The organism is Stenotrophomonas sp. SRS1, assembly GCF_026130205.1.
Classification (GTDB): Bacteria; Pseudomonadota; Gammaproteobacteria; order Xanthomonadales; family Xanthomonadaceae; genus Stenotrophomonas; species Stenotrophomonas rhizophila_B.
Genome location: NZ_JAINFD010000004.1, coordinates 110461 through 134139, shown reverse-complemented (window position 1 = coordinate 134139; position 23679 = coordinate 110461). Strand labels below are relative to the sequence as shown.

Here is a 23679-nt window from a genome sequence, read left to right as displayed (position 1 = left end):
ATCCCTTCGATGCCATTTTTGCGCAGTCATTCAGTTCTCCCCTTACCTTCGTGAGCATGCCCCCGCATTCATGACAGTCGCAGCCTCGCCGGCGGTGCCGGCCTCCCCCGTCCCCCTGATCGAGCTCGACCGCGCCTGCGTCATCCGCGGCCAGGTCCGGGTCCTGCACGATCTCAGCCTGCGCATCGAACAGGGCCAGCACACCGCCCTGCTCGGCCCCAATGGCTGCGGCAAGTCGTCCTTCATCAAGCTGATCACCCGCGAGCTGTACCCCCTGGCGCACGGTGATGGCACGGTGGCGGTGCGCGTGCTCGGCCAGAACCGCTGGCAGGTGGACCGGCTGCGTTCGCAGCTGGGCATCGTCACCGGGGACCTGAGCAGCAACCTCTCGGACATGCCCGGGCTGACCGTGGAAGAGGCCGTGCTGACCGGCTTCTTCGCCAGCTTCGTGGTGCCGGCCTTCCGCGAGGTGAGCCCGGAGATGCGCGAACGCGCGCGTGAAACCCTGGCGATGACCGGTGCCCTGCCCCTGCTGCAGCGCGGCTATGCCGAACTCTCGGCCGGCGAAACCCGGCGCGTGCTGATCGCCCGGGCGCTGGTGAACCGGCCGCAGGCCCTGCTGCTGGATGAACCCTCCACCGGGCTGGACCTGATCGCCCGCGAGCAGCTGATCGCCACCATGCGCGAGCTCGCCCGCCAGGGCATCACCCTGGTGCTGGTGACCCACCACATCGAGGAGATCATTCCCGAGATCGAGCGGGTAGTGATGCTGCGCGGCGGCAAGATCCTCGCCGATGGCCCGCGTGCGGAGCTGCTGCGCGATGCACCGTTGTCCGAGCTGTTCGGCGGCCCGATCCACGTGGTGGATCAGGCCGGCCGGTTGAGCGCGTTCGCGGGTTAGGTCACGCAGCCTAGAACCGCACCGCCACCGCACGTGATTCGATCGGTGCCATCCGGCTCTGGTCCTGCAACTGCAGGTCACGCACTTCGAACGGAGCGGCATAGCCACGCGGCAGCGCCACGCTGGCGAACGGCAGGCGCAGCTCACCCGCCCCTGCCGTCGCGAACCACGCCGCACTGTGTGCCTGCGCTACTGGCCGCAGCGTCCCGTCGGGGCCGGTGGCATACAGCGTGCCGCGCGCCTCGTAGCGGCCGGGCGCACCGATCTGCAACGGCAGGCGTATCTCGCGGCGGCCGGCATCTGCCTCGACCTGGCCTTGGAAGCGTGCCGTCGGCTGCGCCACCGCGAACGCCACCTTGGCATCGCGTTGCACCCCGTCGGCACTGACGAAGGCCTGCAGTTCCCACAGCCCCTGCGCCGTGCCGATGTCCTGCGGCACGGTCACCTGTGCACGCAGACCGTCTTTGCCAGCGACCAGCGGCACCGGCCAGCTGCGGCCATCGGGCGCGACCAGCAGGGCCTCGCCCATGGCCGGCAGCGGCCGCGCGCTGGCACGGCCAAGCTGCGCCGCTGTAGCGCCGCCGTCGTTGACCAGGCGCGCGCTCAGCGTGAGCGCGCCACCGGCCAACACCCGTTCGCTGCTCGCCTGCAGCTGCAGCGCGATCGGGCTGTTGGGTTCGAGCACCTGCACCACATAGCGGCCCTGGGCCTGTGTGCTCTGCAGGCGGTAATTTCCCACCGCCGACGTGGTGCCCGTGCGGACCATGGCCGTGCCCGGGCCAACCGCCATGCCGGCCGCGCGCAGTTGCTGGTCATCGACCCCCTTGGCCACCGCCAGCGCGCCGGCCGGGTCACGCACCTGCCATTGGGTGGTATCCAGCGCACGCGCGCCCTGCACCGGACTGAGCTGGATCACCGCGTCGGGTGCGGTCAGCGGCAACACCAGGCCCTGCTGCAGTGCCGGTCCGTCCACCATCTCCCAGTAGCTGCGGCTGCTGGCCATGAAGGCCGGCGCAAGGGTCAGCGCCTGGGTCGGATCCAGCGCCCAGGCAAAGCTCAACGGCGCCTGCTCCACCGGCCCGGCCGGCAAGCGCGCACGCTCCACCGCGCGTGGCACCTGGTCGCTGGCGCGGGCGGCCAGCAGCGGCTGTGCCGCCTGCAGTGGCAGGGCTGCCAGGGCGGCGAGCAGGGCCACCGCGATCGTCGTCTTTCGCATCATCGGGGGGCTCCTCACAGGGTCAGGTCGTTGCGCAGGATCGTGCCCAGGCCGAAGCACTCGCGTCGGCTCTGGTTGTGGCTGAGCGGCTCGGCGCCCTGGGTGCGCTGCGTGTCGGTGAACCAGGTGGTGCCGGCGGCCTTCTGGCTGCTGCACTCCAGGAAGCCGTCCGAGCAGCTGTTCAACCAGTTCTGGGTGAACTCCAGGCCCACGTTCTGCGTATAGCCACCGCAGTAGCTGTTGCTGTCCCACACCGCCGATTCCACATCCGAGCCGACCACCGCGCGGAACGGCCTGGGCAATGCAGGCCGGCCGGCCGTGCCGTACAGGTTCTGCGCGTTGTAGGTGGCCATGTGGCCCACCTGCTGCTGGCGTACGGCGTCGCTCTTGTAGCCCAGCAGCCAGCCCACCGAGGTTTCGAACACGTTGCCGTTGAGCACCGCATCGGCCAGCGGCGTGCCGGCCGAGGACGGTGCCAGTGCGGTGACCTTGCTGACCGTCTGGATGATCTTCGGATAGCGGCTGTCATAGGTGGGGTTGGAGAGGATCCAGCGCACCACGTTGCCGCCGTTGGAATGGGTGATAACCACCAGCTTGGTGATGCCACGGGTGTTGATGAAGCTGGTCAGCTGCCCCGCCAGACAGCCGGCGGCTTCGGGCTTCCACATGTACTGCTCGAAATCGCAGTTGATGACGGTGTAGTTGCTGCTGTTGGGCAAGCCCTGGCGCACCGTATCGATGATGCCCGGCTGCCAGTAGTCCGCGCGCGCATCGGTCTGTTTGCCGGTGCCATGCACGAACGCCACCCCCACTACATCGGCCGCGTGCACACTCGCGCACGCCAGCATCAGACCCAGGGCGAGACCACCACCCCACCTTCCCGCGTTGCTTCGCATCCGCTGTCTCCTTGCAGGTGATCCCCCTGATGACCGGCGCTGCCGCGTTGCCATGGGGTCCATCTATCCATGGAGATATGACGAACGATGGCGCCTACGATGACGCTATGTCGTGCGACCCACGAAATCCGTGAACCAGTCGCGGGTTTCCGTCATCCGGGGCACGGCCATGCCGGATCTGGCCGGATGACGAGCGGCCGCTGTCGTTGCCGGAGGAAGCTGCGATCATGCGGCTCCCCTCTTCGAGACCTGCCGATGTCGTCGTTCCTGCGCTCCGCTGCCGTTCGCCCGATGCTGGTGACCGCCCTGCTCGCCGCCCTCGCCGGCTGTTCGTCAACGACCGCACCGCGCACCACGGCGGTGGAAGCCTCGGTCACCACCAAGGCGGTCGGCTACCTGCAGAGCACGGCCGTGCCGGACAGCCTGGCACTGGTACCGGCGCCGCCGGCCGCCGGCTCGGCCGGCGTCGCGCTGGACGAACAGGTCAGCCGTGAAGCCCGTGCCCTGCGCGGCAGCCCCCGCTTCGAGCAGGCCCACCGCGACGCCGAACTCGCCTTCCCGGCCGGCGCCAACCAGTTCTCGTGCGCGATCGATGTCGAGGTGGATGCGGTGAAGACGCCAGCCCTGTACCGCCTGCTCGAACGCAGCCGGATCGATGCCAGCGCGGCCACCCGCACGGCGAAGAAGCACTATCAGCGCGCGCGGCCGTTCATGGTCAATGGTGAGCCCACTTGTTCGCCGGAAGACGAGCAGGACCTGCGCGGCAACGGCTCATATCCGTCCGGCCACACCTCGATCGGTTGGGCCTGGGCCCTGATCCTCTCGGAGATCGCCCCGGACCGCGCCGATGCGATCCAGGCACGCGGCCGCAACTACGGCGAGAGCCGCCTGGTCTGCAACGTGCATTGGCAGAGCGACATCCTGGAAGGCCGTTTCATGGGTGCGGCCGCCGTGGCACGCCTGCATGACAACGCCGCGTTCAACAGCGACCTGCTGGCGGCGCGCAAGGAAATCGCGGCGGCGCGCAGGGCGGGTCTGCATTCGGCACGGGATTGTGCGGCTGAAGAAGCGGTGTTGAAGGTGCGGCCGGCGAGCGCGTTGTAAGACAGCGCGTGTCGGTGGAGTTGCGTTGCTGGTAGTGCCGGCCGCTGGCCGGCTCTCCGCGATCTCGATCAGGACGGTGCAGAGCCGGCCAGCGGCCGGCACTACCCTGCAGCGGCAACGTTGGATGACTTGAACGGAAAACGGCGCGGATTTCTCCGCGCCGTTTTCGTTTTCCAAGATACCCACCCACGGTGGGCACTTACCGCATGACGTGCATCAGAACTTCGCGGTGAACTCCAGACCGAACGTGCGCGGCTCGTTGAGGAAGCCGGTCAGGTTGTTGAAGTCGATCGCGCCGACCACGCGGACCTGGTCGGTCAGGTTGCGGCCGTACACCGCGACGTCGTACTGGCCGTAATCCCAGTTGTAGCCCAGGCGCAGGCCCCCTTCCAGCGAGGAGCGGCTGCGGAACTCCGGCGACTCGTACAGGAAGAAGTTCACTTCGCTGCGGTAGGCCCAGTCGGTGTAGACGTAGAACTCGCTGGCATCGTTGACCGGGAAGCCGGCGCGCAACGTCAGGTTGTGGATCCACTTCGGCGCCTGCGGCAGCGGGTTGCCGTTGACCAGCGCGTAGGTGCCGCCATCGATGACCGTGGTCGGGTCGGTGATGGTGCAGCCGCCGCCACAGATCGCCACTGCCAGATCCTTGTCCTTGATCTCGGTGTCGTTGTAACTGCTGCCCAGGGTCAGCAGGACGTGGTCGGTCAGGTAGGCTTCGAAGTCGAGCTCGGCACCTTGGCCAAGGGTCTTGTCGGCATTGAGCAGGGTCGCGGTGTTGTTGCTGCCGCCCACGGCGATCAGCTGCTGGCCGTCGACGTTGTAACGGAACACGTTGAAGCCCAGGCGTGCGCGGCGGTCAAACAGGTCGGCCTTGATGCCGGCCTCGTAGGAGATCACCTTCTCCGAATCCGCCTGCGAGACGCCGCCGAAGGCCAGGCGGCCCTGGATCGACGGCGCGCGGAAGCCCTTGGCCACGCGGGCATACGCGTTGAGGTTGTCGGTGATCTGGTAGACGCCGCTCAGGTCCCAGCTGACGTCGTTGACGTCGGTCTTGGCGATGTACGGGCCGCTGACCGGGGTGCCGAACGGCACGGCCTGCAGCACGCTGGCGCTGAAGTCCTTCTTGTCCTGCGTGTAGCGCACGCCACCGCGCAGCTTGAAGCGCTCGGTCACGTCGAAATCGCCGGAGGCGAACGCGGCCCACGCCTTGTTGCGCTGCTGCTGCACGGCGTGACCGGTCTGCGGATTGCCCGGGGTCAGCGAGTCGTAGTTGAAGCTGTCGATGGTGACGTCTTCATCGAAGTAGAACACGCCGGCCTGCCAGTCGAAGCGGCCCCACTCATTGGATTCCACGCGGAATTCCTGGGTCCACTGGCGGTGGTGCGGCAGGCCATCGGCCGATTCAGAGGCGAACGGGATGTTGCCCGGGCCGTAGTTGCCGGCACCCAGGAAGCTGGCACCGTAACCGCCGTCGATGTCGCCATGGTTCAGCGATTCGGCGGTCTCGTAACCGGTGATCGAGTGCAGCGTCACGCGGCCCAGATCCCACTTCAGGCGCGCGCTGCCGCCCCAGGTTTCCAGGTCGGAGAAGTTCTGGCCATCGGTGGAGACTTCATCGCGGTCGAAGTTCTCGACCAGCTGGTTGGTGCCCGGCTTGAGGATGTTGGCGCGGAACAGGCGCGCGGTGCCGTTGAGCTTGCGCTTGTGCAGGTTGAACAGCGCTTCGACGTCATCGCCTTCGTACAGGAACTGCACGCGGGCGGCGGCTTCGTCATACCCCTCGAAGCCCTGCGCCGGGGCGCCCTGGCGGGTGTTGGTGACCCAGTCGTCGCGGCGCTGGTACAGCGCGGAGACGCGTGCCGACCAGCGGTCGGTCAGCGGGCCGCCGTAGGCGCCCTGCGTGTTCCAGGTGTTGTAGCTGCCGTAGGCGACCTTGATGTAACCGTCGGCATCCTGCGAGGGACGCGCCGAATCGAACTTCACCACGCCCGCTGGGGTGTTGCGGCCGAACAGCGTGCCCTGCGGGCCACGCAGCACTTCCACACCGGCCAGGTCGAACAGCGGGAAGCCCTTCAGCAGCGGGCTTTCCTGCACCACATCGTCATACACCAGCGAGACCGGCTGCGAGGCATTGAGGTCGAAATCGGTGTTGCCCAGGCCGCGGATGTAGAAACGCGGGAAGGCACGACCGTAGGACGATTCAATGTTCAGGCTCGGCACACGCGCCGACAGGAAGCGGATGTCATCGCCAGCCGAACCGAGCACGTCGAGCTTCTCACCCTGGATGGCCGAGATCGACACCGGCACGTCCTTGGCGTTTTCGACGCGGCGTTGCGCCGTGACCTGCAGCGTATCGAGGGCCACCGGATCCTTGGTGGCGGGGGCGTCCTGGGCTGCGGCCGTCAATGGCAGCAGGGCGGCGAGGGCGACAACGAGCGGGTGCACGGACGGGAAACGGCCGTGGGCAGTGCGGTTCGGGAACATGGCGTTTAGGCTGTGTTGGGAGGGGTGGTGGACCGGCGCTACCAGACAATTGTTGCAGTACAGCAACAGAGCCGCAAACAACCGCTATTCATTACGCCTGCCGGCCTGCCCCCGCTTCGGTATGCTGGCGGCCCTCGATGCCCATTCAGTTGCCACGCCGATGACTTCACTGCGCCGTACCCGCCTGACGCTGTCCGTTGCCCTGCTCGGCCTGCTGGCCGGCTGCGGCGGTGATCCCGTGCGCCCGACCCCGCCGCCGGCGGCGATCCCGGTGACCCCGGCCAAGCCGGTCAAGATCGGCATCGCGCTCGGCGGCGGCGCGGCCAAGGGCTTCGCCCATATCGGTGTGATCAAGATGCTGGAGGCCAACGGCTTCGAGCCGGTGGTGGTGTCCGGCACCAGTGCCGGCAGTGTGGTCGGCGCGCTGTATGCCAGCGGCATGGACGCGTTCCAGATGCAGTCCAAGGCGGTAGCCCTGGATGAAGCCAGCATCCGCGACGTGCGGCTGTTCTCCGGCGGTCTGGTGCAGGGCCAGAAGCTGCAGGATTACGTCAACGCACAGGTCGACAACCGCCCGGCCGAGAAGCTGAGCAAGCCGTTCGCTGCGGTCGCCACCCAGCTGGAGACCGGCGAGCGCACCGTGTTCGTGCGCGGCAATGTCGGCCAGGCGGTGCGCGCCTCCAGCAGCATCCCCGGTGTGTTCGAGCCGGTGAAGATCGGCAAGTACAACTACATCGACGGCGGCGTGGTCAGCCCGGTGCCGGTGGATGCGGCGCGCCAGCTCGGCGCGGACATCGTGATCGCCGTGGACATCTCCAGCAAGGCCAGCGGCAAGGCACCGACCGGCATGCTCGGCATCGTCAACCAGTCGATCTCGATCATGGGCCAGCGCCTGGGCGAGCAGGAACTGGCGCGCGCGGACGTGATCATCCGGCCGAAGGTGCTGGACATCGGCGCCGCCGATTTCGGCCAGCGCAACAACGCGATCCTGGAAGGCGAGAAGGCCGCGATGGCGGCGATGCCGCAGATCCGCGCCAAGGTCCAGCAGCTGCAGAAGGCGCGTGCCGCCGCGCTGGCCCCGCCGCCGCCCACGCCCAAGTGCGATGAGCCTTCGCGCGTGGGCCGGCTGATGGGGCGCAAGGAAAAGTGCGAGGGCTGAAGCCCCGCCACCGGTAGAGCCGACCGTTGGTCGGCTGCTCCTGGCTCTGGTCTCCACGAAGCCGACCAACGGTCGGCTCTACCGCGCGATCGCGAATGCGATCCGCGTCATTCCAGCTGCGACAGCGGCAGCGCGCGGAAGTCCTTCACCGTGCGCAGCACGAAGCTGGAATTGACGTCGGCCACGCCGGCGGCATTGAGCAGCTTGTCGAGCAGGAAGCTGGAGAAATGCTCCAGGTCGCGCACGTAGATGTGCAGCAGATAATCCATGTCGCCGGTGAGCGCATGGCAGGCCACCACCTCATCCCAGATCAGCACGCTGTCGGCGAACACGCCGATGGCGTGCTGGTCATGCTTCTCCAGCTGCACCCGGACGAAGGCCTGCAGGCCCAGGCCGATCTGGCGCGGCTCCAGGCGGGCGCCATACCCGGCGATCACGCCCTCGCTTTCCAGCCGCTGCACGCGCCGCAGGCAGGCCGACGGGGACAGATTCACCCGTGCAGCCAATTCGGCGTTGGTCGCACGGCCGTGTTGCTGGATTTCGGCCAACAAGCGCAGATCCGTGCGGTCGAACTGGGCAATTCCGGTCATTGCTGCCCCGCAACATGAGGTGGACGCAATGATCTTGCGCCAGAAGGCCGTATCCGCGCAACTTTGCAAACCTCTTGCGCGCGCCCTGCCCTAGCATCGACGGATGACTTCCCAGGAGACCACCACGATGGAAACCGCCACCGCCCCCCGCCGCGTCGAACACCAGCAGACCGACAAGGGATACGTGCCGGTCTATACCACCGCCATCGTGGAACAGCCCTGGGACAGCTACAGCGCCGACGACCACGCCACCTGGAGCACGCTGTACCAGCGCCAGCGCGCGCTGCTGGAAGGCCGGGCCAGCAAGGAGTTCCTGGACGCGCAGGACGAGATGGGCATGAGCGCGCACATGATCCCGCGCTTCGACCAGCTCAACGAGGTGCTGGGCGCCGCGACCGGCTGGACCCTGGTCGGGGTGGAAGGCCTGCTCCCGGAACTGGATTTCTTTGATCACCTGGCCAACCGGCGCTTCCCGGTGACGTGGTGGATCCGCCGCCCGGACCAGATCGACTACATCGCCGAACCGGACATGTTCCATGACCTGTTCGGGCACGTGCCATTGCTCATGAACCCGGTGTTCGCCGACTACATGGCCGCCTACGGCCGCGGCGGCGTCAAGGCGCATGCGATCGGCCCGGAAGCGCTGCAGCACCTGACCCGCCTGTACTGGTACACAGTGGAGTTCGGCCTGATCAACACCGATGAAGGCCTGCGCATCTACGGTGCCGGCATCGTCTCCTCCAAAGGCGAATCGCTGTACTCGCTGGAGTCGGCGGCGCCGAACCGGATCGGCTTCGATCTGGAGCGGATCATGCGCACCCGCTACCGCATCGACACCTTCCAGAAAACCTACTTCGTCATCGACAGCTTCGAGCAGTTGATGGAGGCGACCGCGCCGGACTTCACCCCGATCTATGCCGGGCTGGAGGCGAAGGACCCTCTGCCGGCCGGTGACGTGCAGGACGGTGACCGCGTGTTCCAGAAGGGCACGGGCGAAGGCTGGGAAGACGGCGGCGACGTGTAACGTCGTGACGCAATTCACCGGGGCTGTTGAAGTTTAGACACCTATCCTTCAAAAGTCTCGGGAGCTTTTGAAGGTTGGCAATGGGTGGAGCCGGGTCATGCGCTGCTGCCTTTCATCGCGGATACGCCAGCAGCACGACCAGATCCATCTCCCCCACCTGCTGCAGCGCATGCGAACTGCCCGTTCGCGTCAGCAGCGCATCCCCCGCCGCCACGTCGTACTGCTTCCCATCCAGCACGTAGCTGCCCTGCCCGCTGACGATGTAGTAGATCTCGTCTTTGTGCTGGGGGTGCAGGCCGATGCCGGCCCCCTTGTGCAGCACGCGCTTGCGAAGCACGAACGGCAGGTCGGTGTCTTCGCCGAAAAACGGATACGCCGTGGTCGGCCCCGCTCCACCATGCGGGCCGGGCTGGGTCACCGCGATGTCGCGCTCGTGCACCACGCGCGAGGGCCTGGCGGCGTCGCCGCCCTGCCCTGCACTGCGCACCTCGCAGTCGATATCGCGCTTCAGCGCCGACGTGAGTCCGGGCTGCAACGCCACCCAGTCGCGCATCACCAGGCACGCCACCGCCGTCGCACCGGCCACGCTGAAGTGCGTGCCATCGGCCTTGTTCTGCTCGGGCACGAACATGAAATACGGCTTGGCGCCCTGTTCGCCCAGCCCGCGGATCCAGCGCGTGGAACTGTCGTTGAGATCAATCAGCGCGACCTGCTCGCGCGTGGCCAGCGCTTTCACCGCCTGGGTGTACACACCGTGCGTATCCAGCAGCGAACCGAAGTCATACAGCAGCCGCGCCACCGGGGTGATCAGCACCGGCGTGGCGCCCTTGTCGCGGGCCAGCTGCACGTAGCGCATCAGGAACTGCGGGTACGCCGTGGCGGGATCGGTATAGCGGGTGGGGTCTTCGAACTTGGCGTCGTTGTGACCAAACTGGATCAGCAGCACGTCCCCGCGCTGGAGCTCGGCGGCGATCGCATCCAGGCGCTTCTCATCGATGAAGCTGCGCGTGCTGCGGCCGCCCTTGGCGTGGTTGCGGACCTCCCACACAGCGGGATCGAGATAGCTCTGCAGGGCCTGGCCCCAGCCGGCCTGTGGCGCGCGCTCCGGGCCGTACTCGGCGGCGGTGGAATCCCCGGCAATGAAGATGCGGTGCGGGGCGCACAGCGCGCTGGGGGCCGCGAGCAGCAGCGACAGGGACAGCAGCAAACGCAGCATGGTCATGCTCCTGGGTGGAGAGCTGCCGGCCAGCGGCCGGCACTACCGGAGCCCACGATCTGCAGCGCAGATCGTGGGCACGCCAGCGCGTAGCGATGGTGTTACCGGGCGAGCCAGCCGCCATCAACCGGCAGGACCGCGCCGTTGACGTAGTCCGAGGCGCTGGAGGCCAGGAACACGGCGGTGCCGCCGAGATCTTCCGGGGTGCCCCAGCGTGCAGCCGGGATGCGATCGAGGATGGACTTGTTGCGGTCCTCATCGGCGCGCAGCGCGGCGGTGTTGTCGGTCGCCATGTAGCCCGGGGCGATCGCGTTGACGTTGATGCCCTTGCTGGCCCATTCGTTGGCGAGCAGGCGGGTGATGCCGGCGATGCCGCTCTTGCTGGCCGTGTACGACGGCACGCGGATACCGCCCTGGAAGGACAGCATCGAAGCGATGTTGATGATCTTGCCGCGGCCCTGGGCGATGAAATGCTTGCCGGCGGCCTGCGAGATGAAGAACGCGGACTTGATGTTGACGTTCATCACGTCGTCCCAGTCCTGCTCGCTGAACTCCACGGCATCGGCGCGGCGGATCAGGCCGGCGTTGTTGACCAGGATATCCAGGCCGCCCAGGCCTTCGATGGTTTCGCGGATGACGCGCTCGACCGGCTCGATGCTGATCAGGTTCGCTTCGATCGCCAGGCAGCGGCGGCCCAGCGCGGTGATCTTGGCGATGGTCTCGGTGGGCGGCGCGATGCCGGCCACGGCGACGTCGGCACCGGCCTGCGCCAATGCGACCGCGATGCCCTGGCCCAGGCCGGTGTTGCCACCGGTGACGAGGGCGACCTTGCCTTCCAGACTGAACGGATTAGCCATTGCGTATGTAGTCCTTGTCCAATGCGTAACAGACGCCGCCGGCGCGATGCCGGCGGCGCGTCGGGGTCACTTGAGCTGGCAGATGTCCAGCACGTGCATGTCGGTGTAATCCAGGTTCTCGCCGCCCATCGCCCAGATGAAGGCGTAGTTGCTGGTGCCGGCGCCCATGTGGATGGACCACGGCGGCGACACGACGGCTTCGTTGTTCTGGATGACGATGTGGCGCTGCGCCTCGGGCTCGCCCATGAAGTGGTACACGCGGTCGTTCTGGCCCAGATCGAAGTAGAAATAGACTTCGCTGCGGCGGTCGTGCAGGTGCGGCGGCATGGTGTTCCACACGCTGCCCGGCTTGAGCACGGTCAGGCCCAGCAGCAGCTGCGAGGACTGGCAGGTGGCCGGCACGATGTACTGGTAGATGGTGCGCTCGTTGCTGGTTTCCAGCGCGCCACGGTCCAGGGCCACGGCGTCCTTGATCGACAGCGCCTTGGTCTCGAAGCGCGCATGCGCCGGGGTCGAGGCGAGGTAGAACTGCGCCGGGTTGGCGGCGTCATCGGAGGCGAACACCACGTCTTCGCTGCCCATGGCCACGTACAGGCCATCCTTGGGCCCGAGCTTGAACACGGTGCCATCGACCGTGACGGTGCCGCTGCCGGCGCCGACGTTGATCACGCCCAGTTCGCGGCGTTCCAGGAAGGCATGGCCGGCGGCCGAGGCCGGTTCGGTCTGCTTGGGCAGCGAGACCGGGCCGTTGACCGGGGCCGCACCGCCGAGCACGAAGCGCTCGTAGTGGGTGTACTTCAGGGTCACCGCATCGGCATTGAACAGACCGTCGAGCAGGTACAGATCGCGCAGGTCGTCATTGCTGGCGCCCTTGATGGCGTCGGGATGGGTGGCGTAATGGGTCTTGCAGTACATGGCGTCTCCAGAGCAGGGGTGGGGCGATGCGTCGGCCCCGGCACGATTTCAGGTGATTGTAGCCAGTTGGTAAACCGGTGTCATTTTGCAGCGCACGATAGGTCGGGGCGGGCCCCGGCGGGCAGAATCTCCCGCAGATATCAATCCTCGGGCGGCTGGCAGGAGTCGCGCACGATCAGGTGCGGGCGCACGCTGGCGTGCTGCATCACGGCCTGACCATCGGGCTGGATCAGCATGGCCGCAGCAGTGCGGCCGGTGTCGCGGGTGTGGCGACGCACCGAGGTCAGCGACGGCCACAGGCGCGAGGCCAGCGGGCTGTCGTCGTAGCCGATGATCGAGAGCTGGCGCGGGATGTTGATGCCCGCGCGCAGCGCGACCTTGTAGATACCGGCGGCCATTTCATCGTTGCCGGTGAAGATGGCGGTCGGGCGCTGCTTGCCCAGCAGCAGTTTCTCGGCCGCGGCCACACCGGATTCAAAGGTGTACCCGGCCTCCACGATGCGTGCCGGCGGCAGCTCGATGCCTCGCTTGGCGAGGGCATCGATGAAGCCGGCGGTGCGTTCGTGCGCCGAGCGGTAGGCACTCGGGCCGGTGACCAGGGCGATATCGCGGTGGCCCAGCGAGAGCAGGTAATCGGCCGCCTCGGCGGCACCGTCGCGGTCGTGGGTGACCACCATCTGCGAGGTTTCGTCCAGCGGCAGCGAGGCGATCCGGGTGAAGCGGCAGCCGATCTCATCGAGCATGTCCACCAGCGCCTGGTCTTCGGAGGCACGTGGCACCAGGATCACGCCGTGCAGCTTCTGCTGCTGCACGAAGCGGCGCACGCCATCGATGTAGCCGGGGCTGCGCGAATCGCAGGGGTGCACGACCAGCTCGAAGCTGGAGCCGCGCAGCGCATCCAGCGCGCCGTACTGCATGTCCACGATGTACTGCGCGGTCGGGTTGTCGTAGACCATGCCGATCAGGAACGAGCGCCGGAACGCCAGCCCGCGGGCCAGCGGGTCCGGCGTGTAACCGACCTCGCGCATCAGTGCTTCAACCTTCTCGCGCGTGTCCTTACGCACCAGCGGCGAGTTGTTGATGATGCGCGAGACGGTCTTCTTCGATACCCCGGACAGACGCGCGATGTCGTTGATCGTGGCGGCCTTGCCTTTGGTCAATCCGTGCGGCGACGGATCGGTTTTGCTGCGCAATGACATGTCGTTCAAACCGGGGATGAGTCAGGGGATTCTAGCGGGGAGCTCAATCGAGGGCGCGGTAGCGGAAGTTCCGGAACTGGACCTTGCCGTCGCCGGCAGCATAGATCGCCGGCTTCAGGGCCAGGAACTTGCCCGCCACATTGTGATGGTAGCCGGAGACTTCCATCTGAACCGGGTACTTCTGCCAGGTTTTGCCATCGGTGCTGGAGTGGATGGTGACGATATGGCGGTTGTTGGTGACCCGCAGCCACAGCTTGCCACCGGTGGCACTGGGGGCCAGCCGGGTGGGGCGCTCCTCGCCGTAGCGGTGCATGATGAACTTATCGCCGTTGCTGCCCACGCCCACGTACAGGCGGTCGCTGTAGAAGAGCAGGGCACCGCCGACCGCGCCGGGCGCGATCTCCATCTCGACCTCGAACTGGTAAGCCTTGTCGCCGGCAATGGCGGTCAGCGGCGAGCTGTCGCGCGGGGTTTCGCCCTTGCCCTGCAGCACCAGGCCCTTGCCGGTGAACTGCAGGCGCTTGTACTCGTCCTGGGCCGGGTTGAAGAACGACCACTGCGCACCGAGCGTGCTGCCGCGGAAATCGTCGGACAAGGCCATGCCGTGCTGGCCGACCGAGGTCCCCGACGGCTTGGCGAGCGGCTGGCCGAGGTCGCCTCCCTTGGCCACGAACCAGCCATCGGCGGTCCATTCGATCGGCTCCAGCAGCGCCTGGCGGCCCAGCGTCCAGTACCCGTTCTCGTAGCCGTGATACATCATCCACCAGCGCCCGTCGGTGCCTTCAATGACCGTGGCATGGCCGCGCGACCACCACGGCTCGGCGGCCGACTGGGTGCGCATGATCGGGTTGTTCGGGGCGTTCACCCACGGGCCGTGGATCGAGCGCGAGCGCGCGGTGATCACCATGTGCCCGGTCGGCGGGCCGGCGGTGCCACCCACAGCAGTGGTCATGTAGTACCAGCCATCGCGGAAGTTGATCTTCGGGCCTTCCTGCGCATAGGCCTCCACATCCCAGCTTTCCGGGTACTTCCAGCCGTCGTAGACGTGCTTGGGCGTGCCGACCACGCTCAGGCCGTCATCGGCCAGCTGCACGTAGTCGCCGCCGCTGAGGAACAGATAGCGCTTGCCGTCTTCGCCCACCGCATGACCCGGGTCGATGTAGCCGCCCAGACCGATGTCGATCGGCTCGCTCCACGGGCCCTTTATGCTGTCGGCCCAGACCACGAAGTTGCTGCGGGTCTCGCCGGTGCGGGCCGGAAAATAGATGTAATAGCGGCTGCCGTGCTTGACGATGTCCGGCGCCCAGATCGCACCCACGTTCTTGGTGATCGCGTGGCCCAGCGGCTGCCAGTTGACCAGATCGCGCGAGTGCCAGATCGGCAGGCCGGGGTAGGCATCGAACGAAGACAGGGTGAGGTAGTAGTCCTGCCCATCCTTGAGCACCGACGGGTCAGGGCGATCACCGGCGAACACCGGGTTGAGGAAGGTGCCATTGCCCAGATCGGCCTGGCGCTGGTTCTCGATCCCGCGCGTCCAGTGGGTGGCCGGCTCGGCGGCGTGGCCGGTGCCGGCCAGCAGCAGGCAGGCGGTGGCGAAGCTCGCCAGGGTCTTCCTCAGGTGCATCGTCTTTCTCCCTTGAACGTATCGTGGGCCGGCCGCGCTCAACGCGCCCCGGTCCCGGCAAGACGCTGTTGCCAGCGTGGGTACTCGGTGGTGATCAGGGCCTGCGGCCAGGTGCCGTACCAGTGATAGCCGGTGCGGCGCTCGCGCGGGATGTCGTTGAACGTGGCCACGCGCTCTCCCTCACGGTTGGCCAGCAGCACCGAACTGTCGCGCAGGTCGTGGAAGCGGCCCCAGAGCAGCGGCGCGCCTGCATCAGCGACCAGGCGGCGATCGACCGTGGTGCGGTGGAACGCGAACTGTTCCGGGGTCGTCTCGAAGGTTTCCAGCCGCCACCCGGTCAACGCGTGAGCCTGGAACCACGCCATCGCGGCGTTGACCGAGGCGACCACCTCCGGCGCGGGATCCGGGATCGACATCAGGTAGCGGACCACGCCGACACTCTCGTCGGTGACCAGCGCCGGCAGTTCGAATTTTCGTCCCTGCGCGGGCAGCAGGGTGGTGCGGTCGTACTGCCCGGCCCAGATCGTCGGCACGCCGTCCTGGCGCACCTGCAGGCGCAGCAGGCAGGCATCGCCGGCAGCGACGGCGGCGTCCACACGGGCACGTTGATCGGCAGTGATGAACCCGAACGCCGGTTCGCGCTGGATGCGCCGCAGCGTGGTCAGCACGCCGCTGGTGACGTCGTCAGCGAACGTGATGTGGCCGTGGTACGAGGTGCGCGAGGGCACCGAGTGCGGCCAGCCGCCACAGCGGGAGATCTGCTCGGCGAGGATGAAGTCCAGGCCACGCACGGCCGCGTCGCGGTAGCGGGCATCGCCGCTGCGCGCGAAGGCGTCGGCCAGGTAGCTGACCTGGGTGTAGATGTTGCGGTTGTCGAAGCTGCCGCCGGGGGTGGCCTGGTCGGCCAGCACCTGTGCCCTGGCGGCATCGTCGAGGATCCGCTGCGGATCCTGGTTGACCGCCCAGCCACCGCCATGGCGTTGCAGTGCGACCAGGTTGTCGGCGATCTGCCGGTACTGATCGGGGGCATAGCGCGGGTAGTCCGTGCCGTGCCCGCTCTGCCAATGGTTGATGCCGTCCTGGAAGCCGCGCAGCGGGATGTCCTGGCCCTGCGCCATGACGGCGCAGGGCAGGGCGATCCACAGCAGGGCCGCCAACCGCCGCACGCTTACGCGCGCAGCAGGGCGGGCAGCCACAGCGACATTTCCGGGAAGAAGGTGACGATCAACAGCACGCCCAGCGCGGCGAACCAGAACGGCCAGATCGAGCGCATGCTCTCACCGACGCTGATCTTGCCGATCGCGGTACCGATGAACAGCACCGAGCCCACCGGCGGCGTCACCAGGCCCAGGCCACCGGTCAGCACCAACACCAGGCCGAAGTGGATCGGATCGATGCCGTAGGCCTTGGCCACCGGCAGGAAGATCGGCGTACAGATCAGGATCATCGGCGCCAGGTCCATGAAGGTGCCCAGCAGCAACAGCATGATCACGATCATCAACAGCACCATGAACTGGCTGTGCGCGAACGACTGCAGGAAGTTGACCGCAGCCGACGGCACTTCCAGATACGCCAGCAGCCAGCCGAACACGGCCGCCGTGGCGATCACGAACAGGATCACGCCGGTGCTGCGCGCGGCATGGGTGACCGTGCCGAGGAACTCGCGCCAATCGAGCTGGCGGTACAGCACGGTGGTCACCAGCAGCGCGTAGACCACGGCGATCGCCGCGCTCTCCACCGCGGTGAAGATGCCGGCACGGATACCGATGAAGATCAGCGCGACCAGGCCCAGGCCAGGCAGCGCCGAGACCAGGCGCAGCAGCACCGCACGCCAGCCCGGGAAAATCTCCACGCCGTAACCGCGGCGGCGTGCCACGAGATAACCGGTGATCATCAGGACGACGGTCATCAGCAGCGCCGGCACGATACCGGCCGCGAACAGATCGGCGATCGACAGCCCACCACCGGCCGCGGCCGAGAACAGGATCAGGTTGTGCGACGGCGGCACCAGCAGCGCGACCAGCGCGGCGGTGATGCTGACGTTGACCGCGAAGTCACGGTCGTAACCGCGCTTGACCATCTGCGGGATCATCGTGCCACCGACCGCCGAGACGTCGGCGATGGCCGAACCGGACACACCGCCGAAGAACAGGGAGGACAGGATCGAGACCTGGCCCAGGCCACCGCGCATGCGACCGACCAGCGACGAGGCGAGCGAGATCAGACGCTCGGAGATGCCGCCGCGCATCATGATTTCGCCGGCGAAGATGAACAAGGGAATGGCGATCAGTGAAGCCGAGCCGGTACCGGCGGAAATCTGCTGGACCAGCACCAGCGTCGGCAGATCCAGGTACCACAGCGTGGCCAGGGCGGCGGCGGCCAGCGCGAACGCAACCGGCACACCGAGCAGCAACAGCACCGCGAACACGGTGAAAAGAATGGTAATACCCATGACTCAGCGATCTCCCTCGGCAACGGCATCGGCCGGCCTTACAGCCAGCGCCATCTGGTTCACGGCGAAGATCGCCATCAAGGCGCCACCGATCGACAGGGGCAGGTAGTTGATGCTCTGCGGCAGGTTGGCGCCGGCGGCCTTGATATCCAGGCCGTCCATCAGCAGCACGGCCGCCCACCAGGCGATGACCACGCCCAGCACGGCCACCACCAGCGCGGCGAACACATCGACGGCGCGGCGCAGGCCCGGGCCCATGTGCGCGGCCAGCAGGAAGAAGCCAAAGTGGCGGCGGGTATGCACACCGGTGGCCGCACCCAGGCTCATCGCCGTGGCCAGCAGCAGCAGCGTGACCGGCTCGGTCCAGCTGGGCGAATCATTGATCACATAGCGGGCGAACACCTGCCAGCCCTGCACCACCACCAGGCCCAGCAGGGCGATGACGGCAATGTAGATCGCCACATCGGCGATGACGTTGAGCAGGCGCTGCGGCGCGGTGGGGGTGATGACGGTTTCGGAAGTCGAGTCGGACATCGCGTCGGGGCCTCAGGCGAAGTCGCGGATGCGACGGGTGAGGGCGGCCAGCTCCGGCTGCTGCAGGTAACGCTGCAGGAGCGGATCGGCGGCCTTGCGGAAGGCCGGCATGTCGACCTCGTTGAATTTGATGCCGAAGTCGGCCACGGCCTGGCGGGCGGTGTTTTCCGAGGCATCCCACTGCTCGCGCATCACCTGCACCGATTCACGCGCGGTCTCGATCACCAGGGTGCGGTCGGCCGGACTCAGCGCATCGAAGCTCTGGCGCGACATCAGCAGCACGTCCGGCGCGTAGGAGTGATCGCTTTGCGACCAGTAGTGCGCGGCCTCGAAATGACGGCTGGAGTGGAAGCTGCGCATGTTGTTTTCCGCACCGTCGATCATGTGCGTTTCCATGCCAGAGAAGGTGTCACCCAGCGACATCGGGGTCGGGTTGGCGCCGAGCAGGCGCATCAGCTGGATGAAGATGTCCGAGGAGGCCACGCGCAGCTTGAGGCCGTGCAGGTCCTTGGGCTCCACGATCGGGTGCTTGGTGTTGTAGAAGCAGCGCGCGCCGGAATCGTAGATGGCCAGGCCGACCAGATCGCGCGTTTCAAAGCCCTGCAGGACCGTATCGGCGACGCCGCCATCGAGCGCGCGGCGCATGTGCGCCACCGACTCGAACACATACGGCAGGCACAGGCCCTGGGTCAGCGGAAACGCGTTGTTGAGCGCGCCGGAGTAGACGCGGGTGATATCGATGGCGCCGAAGCGGGCCATGTCGATCGCTTCGGACTCGCGGCCGAGCTGGCCGGAGTGGTACTGGCGCAGGCGCAGCCGGCCGCCGGTCTTCTCTTCCAGGGTCTGCCCGATCCACTTCACCGCGGTCACGGTGGGGTAATCGGCGACGTGGACGTCGGTGGCGGTCAACAGCTGCGCGCCTGCCGGTGCGGCGTTGGATGACCGCGAACAGGCCGTCAGCGCGGGCGCGGCAAGCGCGCCCAGACTGGTGGCCAGGAAATTTCTACGAGTGAACATCTGCGCCCTCCCAAGCGTGTTCGCCATGTCCGCGCGGTCAACCGGCGGCGATGGCCTTGCAGGTAATGTCGCCGTAACCGACGAAACGGATCAATGCTTGCTGGCCCACGGCGATGTCATGGATGCCGGTCGCATTGCCACTGGCGATCAGATCGCCGGCCTTCAACGGGCGGCCACGCTGCGCCGAGCGGCCCAGGGCGAACGCATAGGCGGTGCGCAGGCCACCGGGCAGCAGGGTCGCGCCACCGGTGCCGACCACCTGGCCTTCGATGCGGGTTTCCGCGCGCAGGTCGGCGTCATCCAGGCGCGTCCAGTCCGGGATTTCCGGGCCGAGCACCAGGCCGTTGTTGTTGCCGAAGTCCGACACCACCACGCGCGGGCCGAGCTTGTTGATCGTTGCCAACGGGCTGCTGGCCACTTCAACGCCGATGAAAAGCTTGGCGGCCAGCGCCTCGGCTTCTTCCGGGGTCCAGTGCAGCTTGTCGGCCGGGGCGTCTTCCTGCAGCTGGATCACGTACTCGGCCTCGACCGCGCCGAACCCGCCGACAAACACCGGAATCTCTACTGTTCCACCGGTAGCATTCCAGAGCTGACGCGAGAAGATCGGCCCCAGCAGACGGTCGTCGCCGGAGACATCGCGGCGCTCGGCAGCGATGTAGCCGACCTTCCAGCCCACCACCTGGTCATCCCACAGCGCGATGGCCTGGTCCTGTACCTGGTAGGCGGTAACGAGATCTTCCGGGATGTTTCCCGGGAAGTCCGGCAGGGATTGGCCTTGTTGGCGGGCGCTGACGAAGTGGCGGGCGATCTCGCCCAAACCCTGGTCTGGCAGGTCCTGTTTGCCGTGTTCGTTGCTCAAGCGGGTCTCCCGGAAAAATTGTTGCACTGCCAATCGACAGTGGCTGGATGAGCTGTATATGGTAAACCGGTGTCATTGGCAATGTGCAGCGCATCAGAAGTGCTGCCGGTCGGGCACGATGGCCGTTCCCACCCAGCCTGGAAGGATCCTATGCGGATGCCCCGCACCGTGTTGATGCCCCTGTTGACCCTCGCATTGCTGGCCTGCAGCGTGGCCCATGCCGCCGACCGCGCCGTTCCGGATACCGAGCCGCTGCCCGGTGCGCCCGACCGCATCGCACTGTGGCCGGAGGGCCAGGTGCCCGGCGAAGCCGGCCAGGGCACCGCTCCCAACGTGATCGAGCGCAGCCCTGATCCAGCCCTGCCGGACCGCTACATCGACAACGTCAGTGCGCCCTATCTGGTGGTGTACCGTCCGACGCGCCCGAACGGGAGCGCCCTGCTGGTAGTACCCGGCGGCGGCTATCAGCGCATCGTGCTCGACAAGGAGGGCACCGCGCTGGTGCCGGCGTTCGTCGATGAGGGCGGGGTGACCCTGTTCGTACTGCGCTACCGGCTGCCGGCAGGCCGCAGCGATCGCCAGGCCGCCCTGGCCGATGCGCAGCGCGCGATGCGGGTGATCCGCGCCGATGCCGCGCGATGGCAGATTGATCCGCAGCGCATCGGGGTGATGGGCTTCTCGGCCGGCGGGCATGTCGCCGCGCGGTTGAGCAACGGCTTCGATGCACCGGTGTATCCGCACCGCGACGCGATCGATGCGCTCAGCGCACGGCCGGGTGTCGCACTGCTGATCTACCCGGTGATCGACATGGGTACGCATGCGCATAGCGGCTCGCGCGAGCGCCTGCTCGGACCGCGTCCGGATGCGGCGCTGCAGCAGCAGTTTTCCATGCAGGATCAGGTCCGCGCCGATGCGCCACCGACCTTCCTGGTGCATGCGCAGGACGACAACGTGGTCCCGGTGCACAACAGCCTGGTGTATTACCAGGCGCTGCTGCGCGCCGGTGTCACCACCGAAATGCATCTGTTCCCGTTCGGCGGCCACGGCTTCGGCGTGCGCATCCCGGCCGGTCTGACCGTCGCGCAGTGGCCCGAGCTGGCGCTGCGCTGGACTTCTTCGCGCCACACGGAGCCTGCGCGCCATGACTGATTCCCCCGGCGATCTGCAGCGGCGCCGTTTCCTGCGCGACAGCGCGCGCTATGCGCTGATGCTCGGTGCGACCAGCCTGCCGCTGCTGCCCGCCTTCGCCGGCGTGCCCGGCCCGCGTCACGATGCCGCGCCGCTGGCGCGCGTGCGCAGTGGCCGCGTGCGCGGGCAGCTGGAGCAGGGCATCCACGTGTTCCGCGGCCTTCCCTACGGCGCCGATACCGCGCCCCGGCGCTTCCAGCCGGCCGCGCACGAATCGGCCTGGCGCGGCGTGCGTGATGCACTGGCGTACGGCAATGCCGCACCGCAGGGCGGCAGCGAAGGGCCGGGCAGCGAAGACTGCCTCTACCTCAATGTGTGGACCTCGGCACTGCGCGATGGCGGCAAGCGCCCGATCGTGTTCTACATCCATGGCGGTGCCTACAACAACGGCTCGGGCAGCGACCCGCTGTACGACGGCAGTGCCTTGTGCCGGCGCGGTGACGTGGTGGTGGTCACGGTCAACCATCGCCTCAATGTGTTCGGCTATCTGTACCTGGCGCAGCTGGGCGATGCGCGTTTCGCCGATTCGGGCAACGTCGGCCAGCTCGATCTGGTCCAGGCGCTGCAGTGGGTCCGCCAGCATGCACACGAGTTCGGTGGCGATGCGGGCAACATCACCGTGGTGGGGCAATCCGGCGGCGGCGCGAAGATCGCCACGCTGATGGCCATGCCCGCCGCGCGTGGCCTGTTCCAGCGGGCGTGGACCATGAGCGGGCAGCAGGTGACCGCGGCCGGCCCGCGGGCGGCCACCCAGCGCGCGCAGATCGCGATGCAGGCGGTCGGGGCGGCCGATGCCGAGGCGCTGCGCACGATGCCGATGGAAGCACTGCTGGCCGCCACCCGTGCGCGCGACCCTTCGCGCGTGGAGAACAGCAGCCTGTATGTCGGGCCGGTGCTCGACGGGCGTTCGTTGCCGGTGCATCCGTTCTGGCCGGAGGCGCCCGCGCAGTCCGCCGGGATTCCGATGGTGATCGGCAACACCCGCGATGAAACCCGCGCCTTCCTCGGCAACGACCCGGCCAACTTCGCCCTCACCTGGCAGACGCTGCCGGCCAAGCTGGAGAAAGAACAGTACGTGGACCTGCTGCCCTCGGTGGTGATCGCCGAGTACCGCCGCCTGTATCCGCACTACACGCCATCGGAGGTGTTCTTCGCGGCTACCACCGCCGGTCGCTCATGGCGCGGTGCGGTGGAGGAACTGGAGGCGCGTGCGCGCCAGGGCGCACCCACCTGGGCCTATCAACTCGATTGGGGCTCGCCGCTGGACGGCGGCAAGTTCGGTGCGTTCCACACGCTGGATATCCCGCTGGTGTTCGATACCACCGATCGCCCCGGCTCACGCACCGGTGACGGCGAAGCGGCGACCCGCGTGGCGGCGACGATGAGCGAGGCCTTGATCGCCTTCGCCCGTCATGGCGATCCGAATCATGGCGGACTGCCACGCTGGCAGACCTATTCGCTGGCCCGCCGCGAAACGATGCTGTTCGATACCACCCCGCAGCAGGCCGACGACCCGCGCGGTGGCGAGCGTCGTCTGTATCAGCAGGCCCCCTTCATTCAACGAGGTACGTTCTGATGCGGTGTACGTCCTGGCTGCTGGGCAGCGCGCTGTTCGGCCTGATGAGCGCGGCGCAGGCCGCCGTGGATCCGGCGGTGATGGACCGCCCGGCACCGACCCCGATCCGGGCCAGCAAGATCGTGCTGGTCGGTGATTCCACCACGGCCGTGCAGGGCGGCTGGGGCCCGGCGTTCTGCGCACGGCACGTGACCTCGTTCCTGACCTGCACCAACCTGGCCCGTGGCGGCCGCAGCACTTACAACTACCGGGCCGAAGGCTCGTGGGCGTTGGCCGACGCGGAGATGCGCACGCCCGGCTATGCCACCACCTGGGTGCTGGTCCAGTTCGGCCACAACGACCAGCCCGGCAAGCCGGGCCGTTCCACCGATCTGCAGCGCGAGTTCCCGGACAATCTGCGCCGCTATGTGCATGAGATCCGTGCCGCCGGTGCGCAGCCGGTGCTGCTGACCCCGTTGACCCGCCGCCAGTTCGCCGATGGCGTGCTGATCGATGACCTGGCGCCGTGGGCCGAGGCGGTGCGGACCGTGGCGCGCGAGATGAAGGTCCCGCTGGTCGATCTGCACGCGCGCAGCCGCGCGGTGGTGCAGGCACTGGGGCCGGTGGCTTCGATGCCGCTGGCGCAGGCGGCCGCCACGCCCGCCCAGGTCAGCGCGGCGCTGGGCGGCACGACTGTGGGCGCAGCGCCCGTGGCTGGCGTACCGGCTGCGCAGAACAACGCCGTCACCGAGCCCATGGGGCAAGCCAAGGTCGCCTTCGATTACACCCACCTGGGCCCGGATGGCGCGGCGCTGTTTGCCACGCTGGTCACCGAGGAACTGGCCCGGCAGGTCCCGTCGTTGCGGCCGATGCTGATTCCCTGATCGAT

Annotated in this window: 21 protein-coding genes; 7 read left to right on the top strand and 14 right to left on the bottom strand. The window is 67.5% G+C overall.

Annotated features, from left to right (window positions below; all coding sequences use genetic code 11):
* Positions 1 to 70: 70 nt before the first annotated feature.
* Positions 71 to 901: an ATP-binding cassette domain-containing protein gene (locus K4043_RS15685; RefSeq protein ID WP_123730985.1), complete on the top strand. Its 831-nt coding sequence runs from the start codon at positions 71 to 73 to the stop codon at positions 899 to 901.
* Positions 902 to 911: 10 nt separating this feature from the next.
* On the opposite strand, the gene K4043_RS15680 is transcribed toward K4043_RS15685, so the two are convergent.
* The gene (locus K4043_RS15680; protein WP_265309878.1) at positions 912 to 2117 is read right to left on the bottom strand and encodes a DUF4785 family protein; all 1206 of its coding nucleotides are present in this window, start codon (positions 2115 to 2117) and stop codon (positions 912 to 914) included.
* Between the two features lie 14 nt (positions 2118 to 2131).
* Positions 2132 to 3013, bottom strand: a complete 882-nt coding sequence (locus tag K4043_RS15675) for a hypothetical protein (RefSeq protein WP_265309877.1) — start codon at positions 3011 to 3013, stop codon at positions 2132 to 2134.
* A gap of 255 nt (positions 3014 to 3268) precedes the next feature.
* Here K4043_RS15675 and K4043_RS15670 point away from each other — a divergent pair, with 255 nt between their 5' ends.
* On the top strand, positions 3269 to 4117 hold the full coding sequence (locus K4043_RS15670; protein WP_123730982.1) for a phosphatase PAP2 family protein: 849 nt from the start codon (positions 3269 to 3271) through the stop codon (positions 4115 to 4117).
* A 216-nt stretch (positions 4118 to 4333) separates the two neighbouring features.
* Here K4043_RS15670 and K4043_RS15665 read toward each other — a convergent pair whose 3' ends face one another.
* The gene (locus K4043_RS15665; RefSeq protein WP_265309876.1) at positions 4334 to 6601 is read right to left on the bottom strand and encodes a TonB-dependent receptor; all 2268 of its coding nucleotides are present in this window, start codon (positions 6599 to 6601) and stop codon (positions 4334 to 4336) included.
* A 160-nt stretch (positions 6602 to 6761) separates the two neighbouring features.
* Between K4043_RS15665 and K4043_RS15660 the strand changes: the two genes are divergently transcribed.
* A complete protein-coding gene (locus tag K4043_RS15660; RefSeq protein ID WP_265309875.1) occupies positions 6762 to 7760 on the top strand; it encodes a patatin-like phospholipase family protein in 999 nt (332 codons plus the stop codon).
* A gap of 107 nt (positions 7761 to 7867) precedes the next feature.
* On the opposite strand, the gene K4043_RS15655 is transcribed toward K4043_RS15660, so the two are convergent.
* On the bottom strand, positions 7868 to 8350 hold the full coding sequence (locus K4043_RS15655; protein ID WP_123730980.1) for an Lrp/AsnC family transcriptional regulator: 483 nt from the start codon (positions 8348 to 8350) through the stop codon (positions 7868 to 7870).
* Positions 8351 to 8477: 127 nt separating this feature from the next.
* Between K4043_RS15655 and phhA the strand changes: the two genes are divergently transcribed.
* Positions 8478 to 9374 (top strand): phenylalanine 4-monooxygenase, encoded by an 897-nt coding sequence (gene phhA, locus K4043_RS15650; protein ID WP_265310026.1) that lies wholly within the window; start codon positions 8478 to 8480, stop codon positions 9372 to 9374.
* A gap of 112 nt (positions 9375 to 9486) precedes the next feature.
* On the opposite strand, the gene K4043_RS15645 is transcribed toward phhA, so the two are convergent.
* The 10 genes from K4043_RS15645 to K4043_RS15600 form a co-directional block, all read right to left on the bottom strand.
* On the bottom strand, positions 9487 to 10590 hold the full coding sequence (locus K4043_RS15645; RefSeq protein ID WP_265309874.1) for a GDSL-type esterase/lipase family protein: 1104 nt from the start codon (positions 10588 to 10590) through the stop codon (positions 9487 to 9489).
* Positions 10591 to 10691: 101 nt separating this feature from the next.
* Positions 10692 to 11447 carry a 2-dehydro-3-deoxy-D-gluconate 5-dehydrogenase KduD gene (gene kduD, locus K4043_RS15640; protein ID WP_019184096.1) on the bottom strand — a complete coding sequence of 252 codons (756 nt, stop codon included), beginning with the start codon at positions 11445 to 11447 and terminating at the stop codon, positions 10692 to 10694.
* A 66-nt stretch (positions 11448 to 11513) separates the two neighbouring features.
* Positions 11514 to 12362 carry a 5-dehydro-4-deoxy-D-glucuronate isomerase gene (gene kduI / locus K4043_RS15635; RefSeq protein WP_265309873.1) on the bottom strand — a complete coding sequence of 283 codons (849 nt, stop codon included), beginning with the start codon at positions 12360 to 12362 and terminating at the stop codon, positions 11514 to 11516.
* A gap of 140 nt (positions 12363 to 12502) precedes the next feature.
* On the bottom strand, positions 12503 to 13561 hold the full coding sequence (locus tag K4043_RS15630; protein ID WP_123731196.1) for a LacI family DNA-binding transcriptional regulator: 1059 nt from the start codon (positions 13559 to 13561) through the stop codon (positions 12503 to 12505).
* A 43-nt stretch (positions 13562 to 13604) separates the two neighbouring features.
* Positions 13605 to 15185 (bottom strand): family 43 glycosylhydrolase, encoded by a 1581-nt coding sequence (locus K4043_RS15625; RefSeq protein WP_265309872.1) that lies wholly within the window; start codon positions 15183 to 15185, stop codon positions 13605 to 13607.
* Positions 15186 to 15223: 38 nt separating this feature from the next.
* Positions 15224 to 16381, bottom strand: a complete 1158-nt coding sequence (gene pelA, locus K4043_RS15620; protein WP_265309871.1) for a pectate lyase — start codon at positions 16379 to 16381, stop codon at positions 15224 to 15226.
* Positions 16354 to 17637 (bottom strand): TRAP transporter large permease, encoded by a 1284-nt coding sequence (locus tag K4043_RS15615; protein WP_123730975.1) that lies wholly within the window; start codon positions 17635 to 17637, stop codon positions 16354 to 16356. Before K4043_RS15615 ends, pelA begins: the two co-directional genes overlap by 28 nt.
* 3 nt (positions 17638 to 17640) lie before the next feature.
* Positions 17641 to 18171 carry a TRAP transporter small permease gene (locus K4043_RS15610; protein WP_019184090.1) on the bottom strand — a complete coding sequence of 177 codons (531 nt, stop codon included), beginning with the start codon at positions 18169 to 18171 and terminating at the stop codon, positions 17641 to 17643.
* Positions 18172 to 18183: 12 nt separating this feature from the next.
* Positions 18184 to 19188, bottom strand: coding sequence for a TRAP transporter substrate-binding protein (locus tag K4043_RS15605; protein WP_123730974.1), 1005 nt, complete (start codon positions 19186 to 19188; stop codon positions 18184 to 18186).
* Between the two features lie 37 nt (positions 19189 to 19225).
* Complete coding sequence (locus K4043_RS15600; protein WP_265309870.1) at positions 19226 to 20047, bottom strand: 2-keto-4-pentenoate hydratase; 822 nt, start codon at positions 20045 to 20047, stop codon at positions 19226 to 19228.
* Positions 20048 to 20203: 156 nt separating this feature from the next.
* Between K4043_RS15600 and K4043_RS15595 the strand changes: the two genes are divergently transcribed.
* Genes K4043_RS15595 through K4043_RS15585 form a run of 3 tightly spaced genes read left to right on the top strand, consistent with a single transcriptional unit; the run spans position 20204 to position 23674 of the window.
* On the top strand, positions 20204 to 21196 hold the full coding sequence (locus K4043_RS15595) for an alpha/beta hydrolase (protein WP_265309869.1): 993 nt from the start codon (positions 20204 to 20206) through the stop codon (positions 21194 to 21196).
* Entirely contained in the window at positions 21189 to 22811 is a 1623-nt protein-coding gene (locus tag K4043_RS15590; protein WP_265309868.1) for a carboxylesterase/lipase family protein, read from the top strand. Before K4043_RS15595 ends, K4043_RS15590 begins: the two co-directional genes overlap by 8 nt.
* Positions 22812 to 22855: 44 nt before the next feature.
* Positions 22856 to 23674, top strand: coding sequence for a rhamnogalacturonan acetylesterase (locus K4043_RS15585; protein WP_265310025.1), 819 nt, complete (start codon positions 22856 to 22858; stop codon positions 23672 to 23674).
* Positions 23675 to 23679 lie beyond the last annotated feature (5 nt).

What these genes read in the sequence shown, in the direction of transcription:
- K4043_RS15685 (WP_123730985.1), top strand. Translation starts at nt 71, where the DNA reads ATGACAGTCGCAGCCTCGCCGGCGGTGCCGGCCTCCCCCGTCCCCCTG.
- K4043_RS15680 (WP_265309878.1), bottom strand. Translation starts at nt 2,117, where the DNA reads ATGCGAAAGACGACGATCGCGGTGGCCCTGCTCGCCGCCCTGGCAGCC.
- K4043_RS15675 (WP_265309877.1), bottom strand. Translation starts at nt 3,013, where the DNA reads ATGCGAAGCAACGCGGGAAGGTGGGGTGGTGGTCTCGCCCTGGGTCTG.
- K4043_RS15670 (WP_123730982.1), top strand. Translation starts at nt 3,269, where the DNA reads ATGTCGTCGTTCCTGCGCTCCGCTGCCGTTCGCCCGATGCTGGTGACC.
- K4043_RS15665 (WP_265309876.1), bottom strand. Translation starts at nt 6,601, where the DNA reads ATGTTCCCGAACCGCACTGCCCACGGCCGTTTCCCGTCCGTGCACCCG.
- K4043_RS15660 (WP_265309875.1), top strand. Translation starts at nt 6,762, where the DNA reads ATGACTTCACTGCGCCGTACCCGCCTGACGCTGTCCGTTGCCCTGCTC.
- K4043_RS15655 (WP_123730980.1), bottom strand. Translation starts at nt 8,350, where the DNA reads ATGACCGGAATTGCCCAGTTCGACCGCACGGATCTGCGCTTGTTGGCC.
- phhA (WP_265310026.1), top strand. Translation starts at nt 8,478, where the DNA reads ATGGAAACCGCCACCGCCCCCCGCCGCGTCGAACACCAGCAGACCGAC.
- K4043_RS15645 (WP_265309874.1), bottom strand. Translation starts at nt 10,590, where the DNA reads ATGCTGCGTTTGCTGCTGTCCCTGTCGCTGCTGCTCGCGGCCCCCAGC.
- kduD (WP_019184096.1), bottom strand. Translation starts at nt 11,447, where the DNA reads ATGGCTAATCCGTTCAGTCTGGAAGGCAAGGTCGCCCTCGTCACCGGT.
- kduI (WP_265309873.1), bottom strand. Translation starts at nt 12,362, where the DNA reads ATGTACTGCAAGACCCATTACGCCACCCATCCCGACGCCATCAAGGGC.
- K4043_RS15630 (WP_123731196.1), bottom strand. Translation starts at nt 13,561, where the DNA reads ATGTCATTGCGCAGCAAAACCGATCCGTCGCCGCACGGATTGACCAAA.
- K4043_RS15625 (WP_265309872.1), bottom strand. Translation starts at nt 15,185, where the DNA reads ATGCACCTGAGGAAGACCCTGGCGAGCTTCGCCACCGCCTGCCTGCTG.
- K4043_RS15615 (WP_123730975.1), bottom strand. Translation starts at nt 17,637, where the DNA reads ATGGGTATTACCATTCTTTTCACCGTGTTCGCGGTGCTGTTGCTGCTC.
- K4043_RS15610 (WP_019184090.1), bottom strand. Translation starts at nt 18,171, where the DNA reads ATGTCCGACTCGACTTCCGAAACCGTCATCACCCCCACCGCGCCGCAG.
- K4043_RS15605 (WP_123730974.1), bottom strand. Translation starts at nt 19,188, where the DNA reads ATGTTCACTCGTAGAAATTTCCTGGCCACCAGTCTGGGCGCGCTTGCC.
- K4043_RS15595 (WP_265309869.1), top strand. Translation starts at nt 20,204, where the DNA reads ATGCCCCGCACCGTGTTGATGCCCCTGTTGACCCTCGCATTGCTGGCC.
- K4043_RS15590 (WP_265309868.1), top strand. Translation starts at nt 21,189, where the DNA reads ATGACTGATTCCCCCGGCGATCTGCAGCGGCGCCGTTTCCTGCGCGAC.
- K4043_RS15585 (WP_265310025.1), top strand. Translation starts at nt 22,856, where the DNA reads ATGAGCGCGGCGCAGGCCGCCGTGGATCCGGCGGTGATGGACCGCCCG.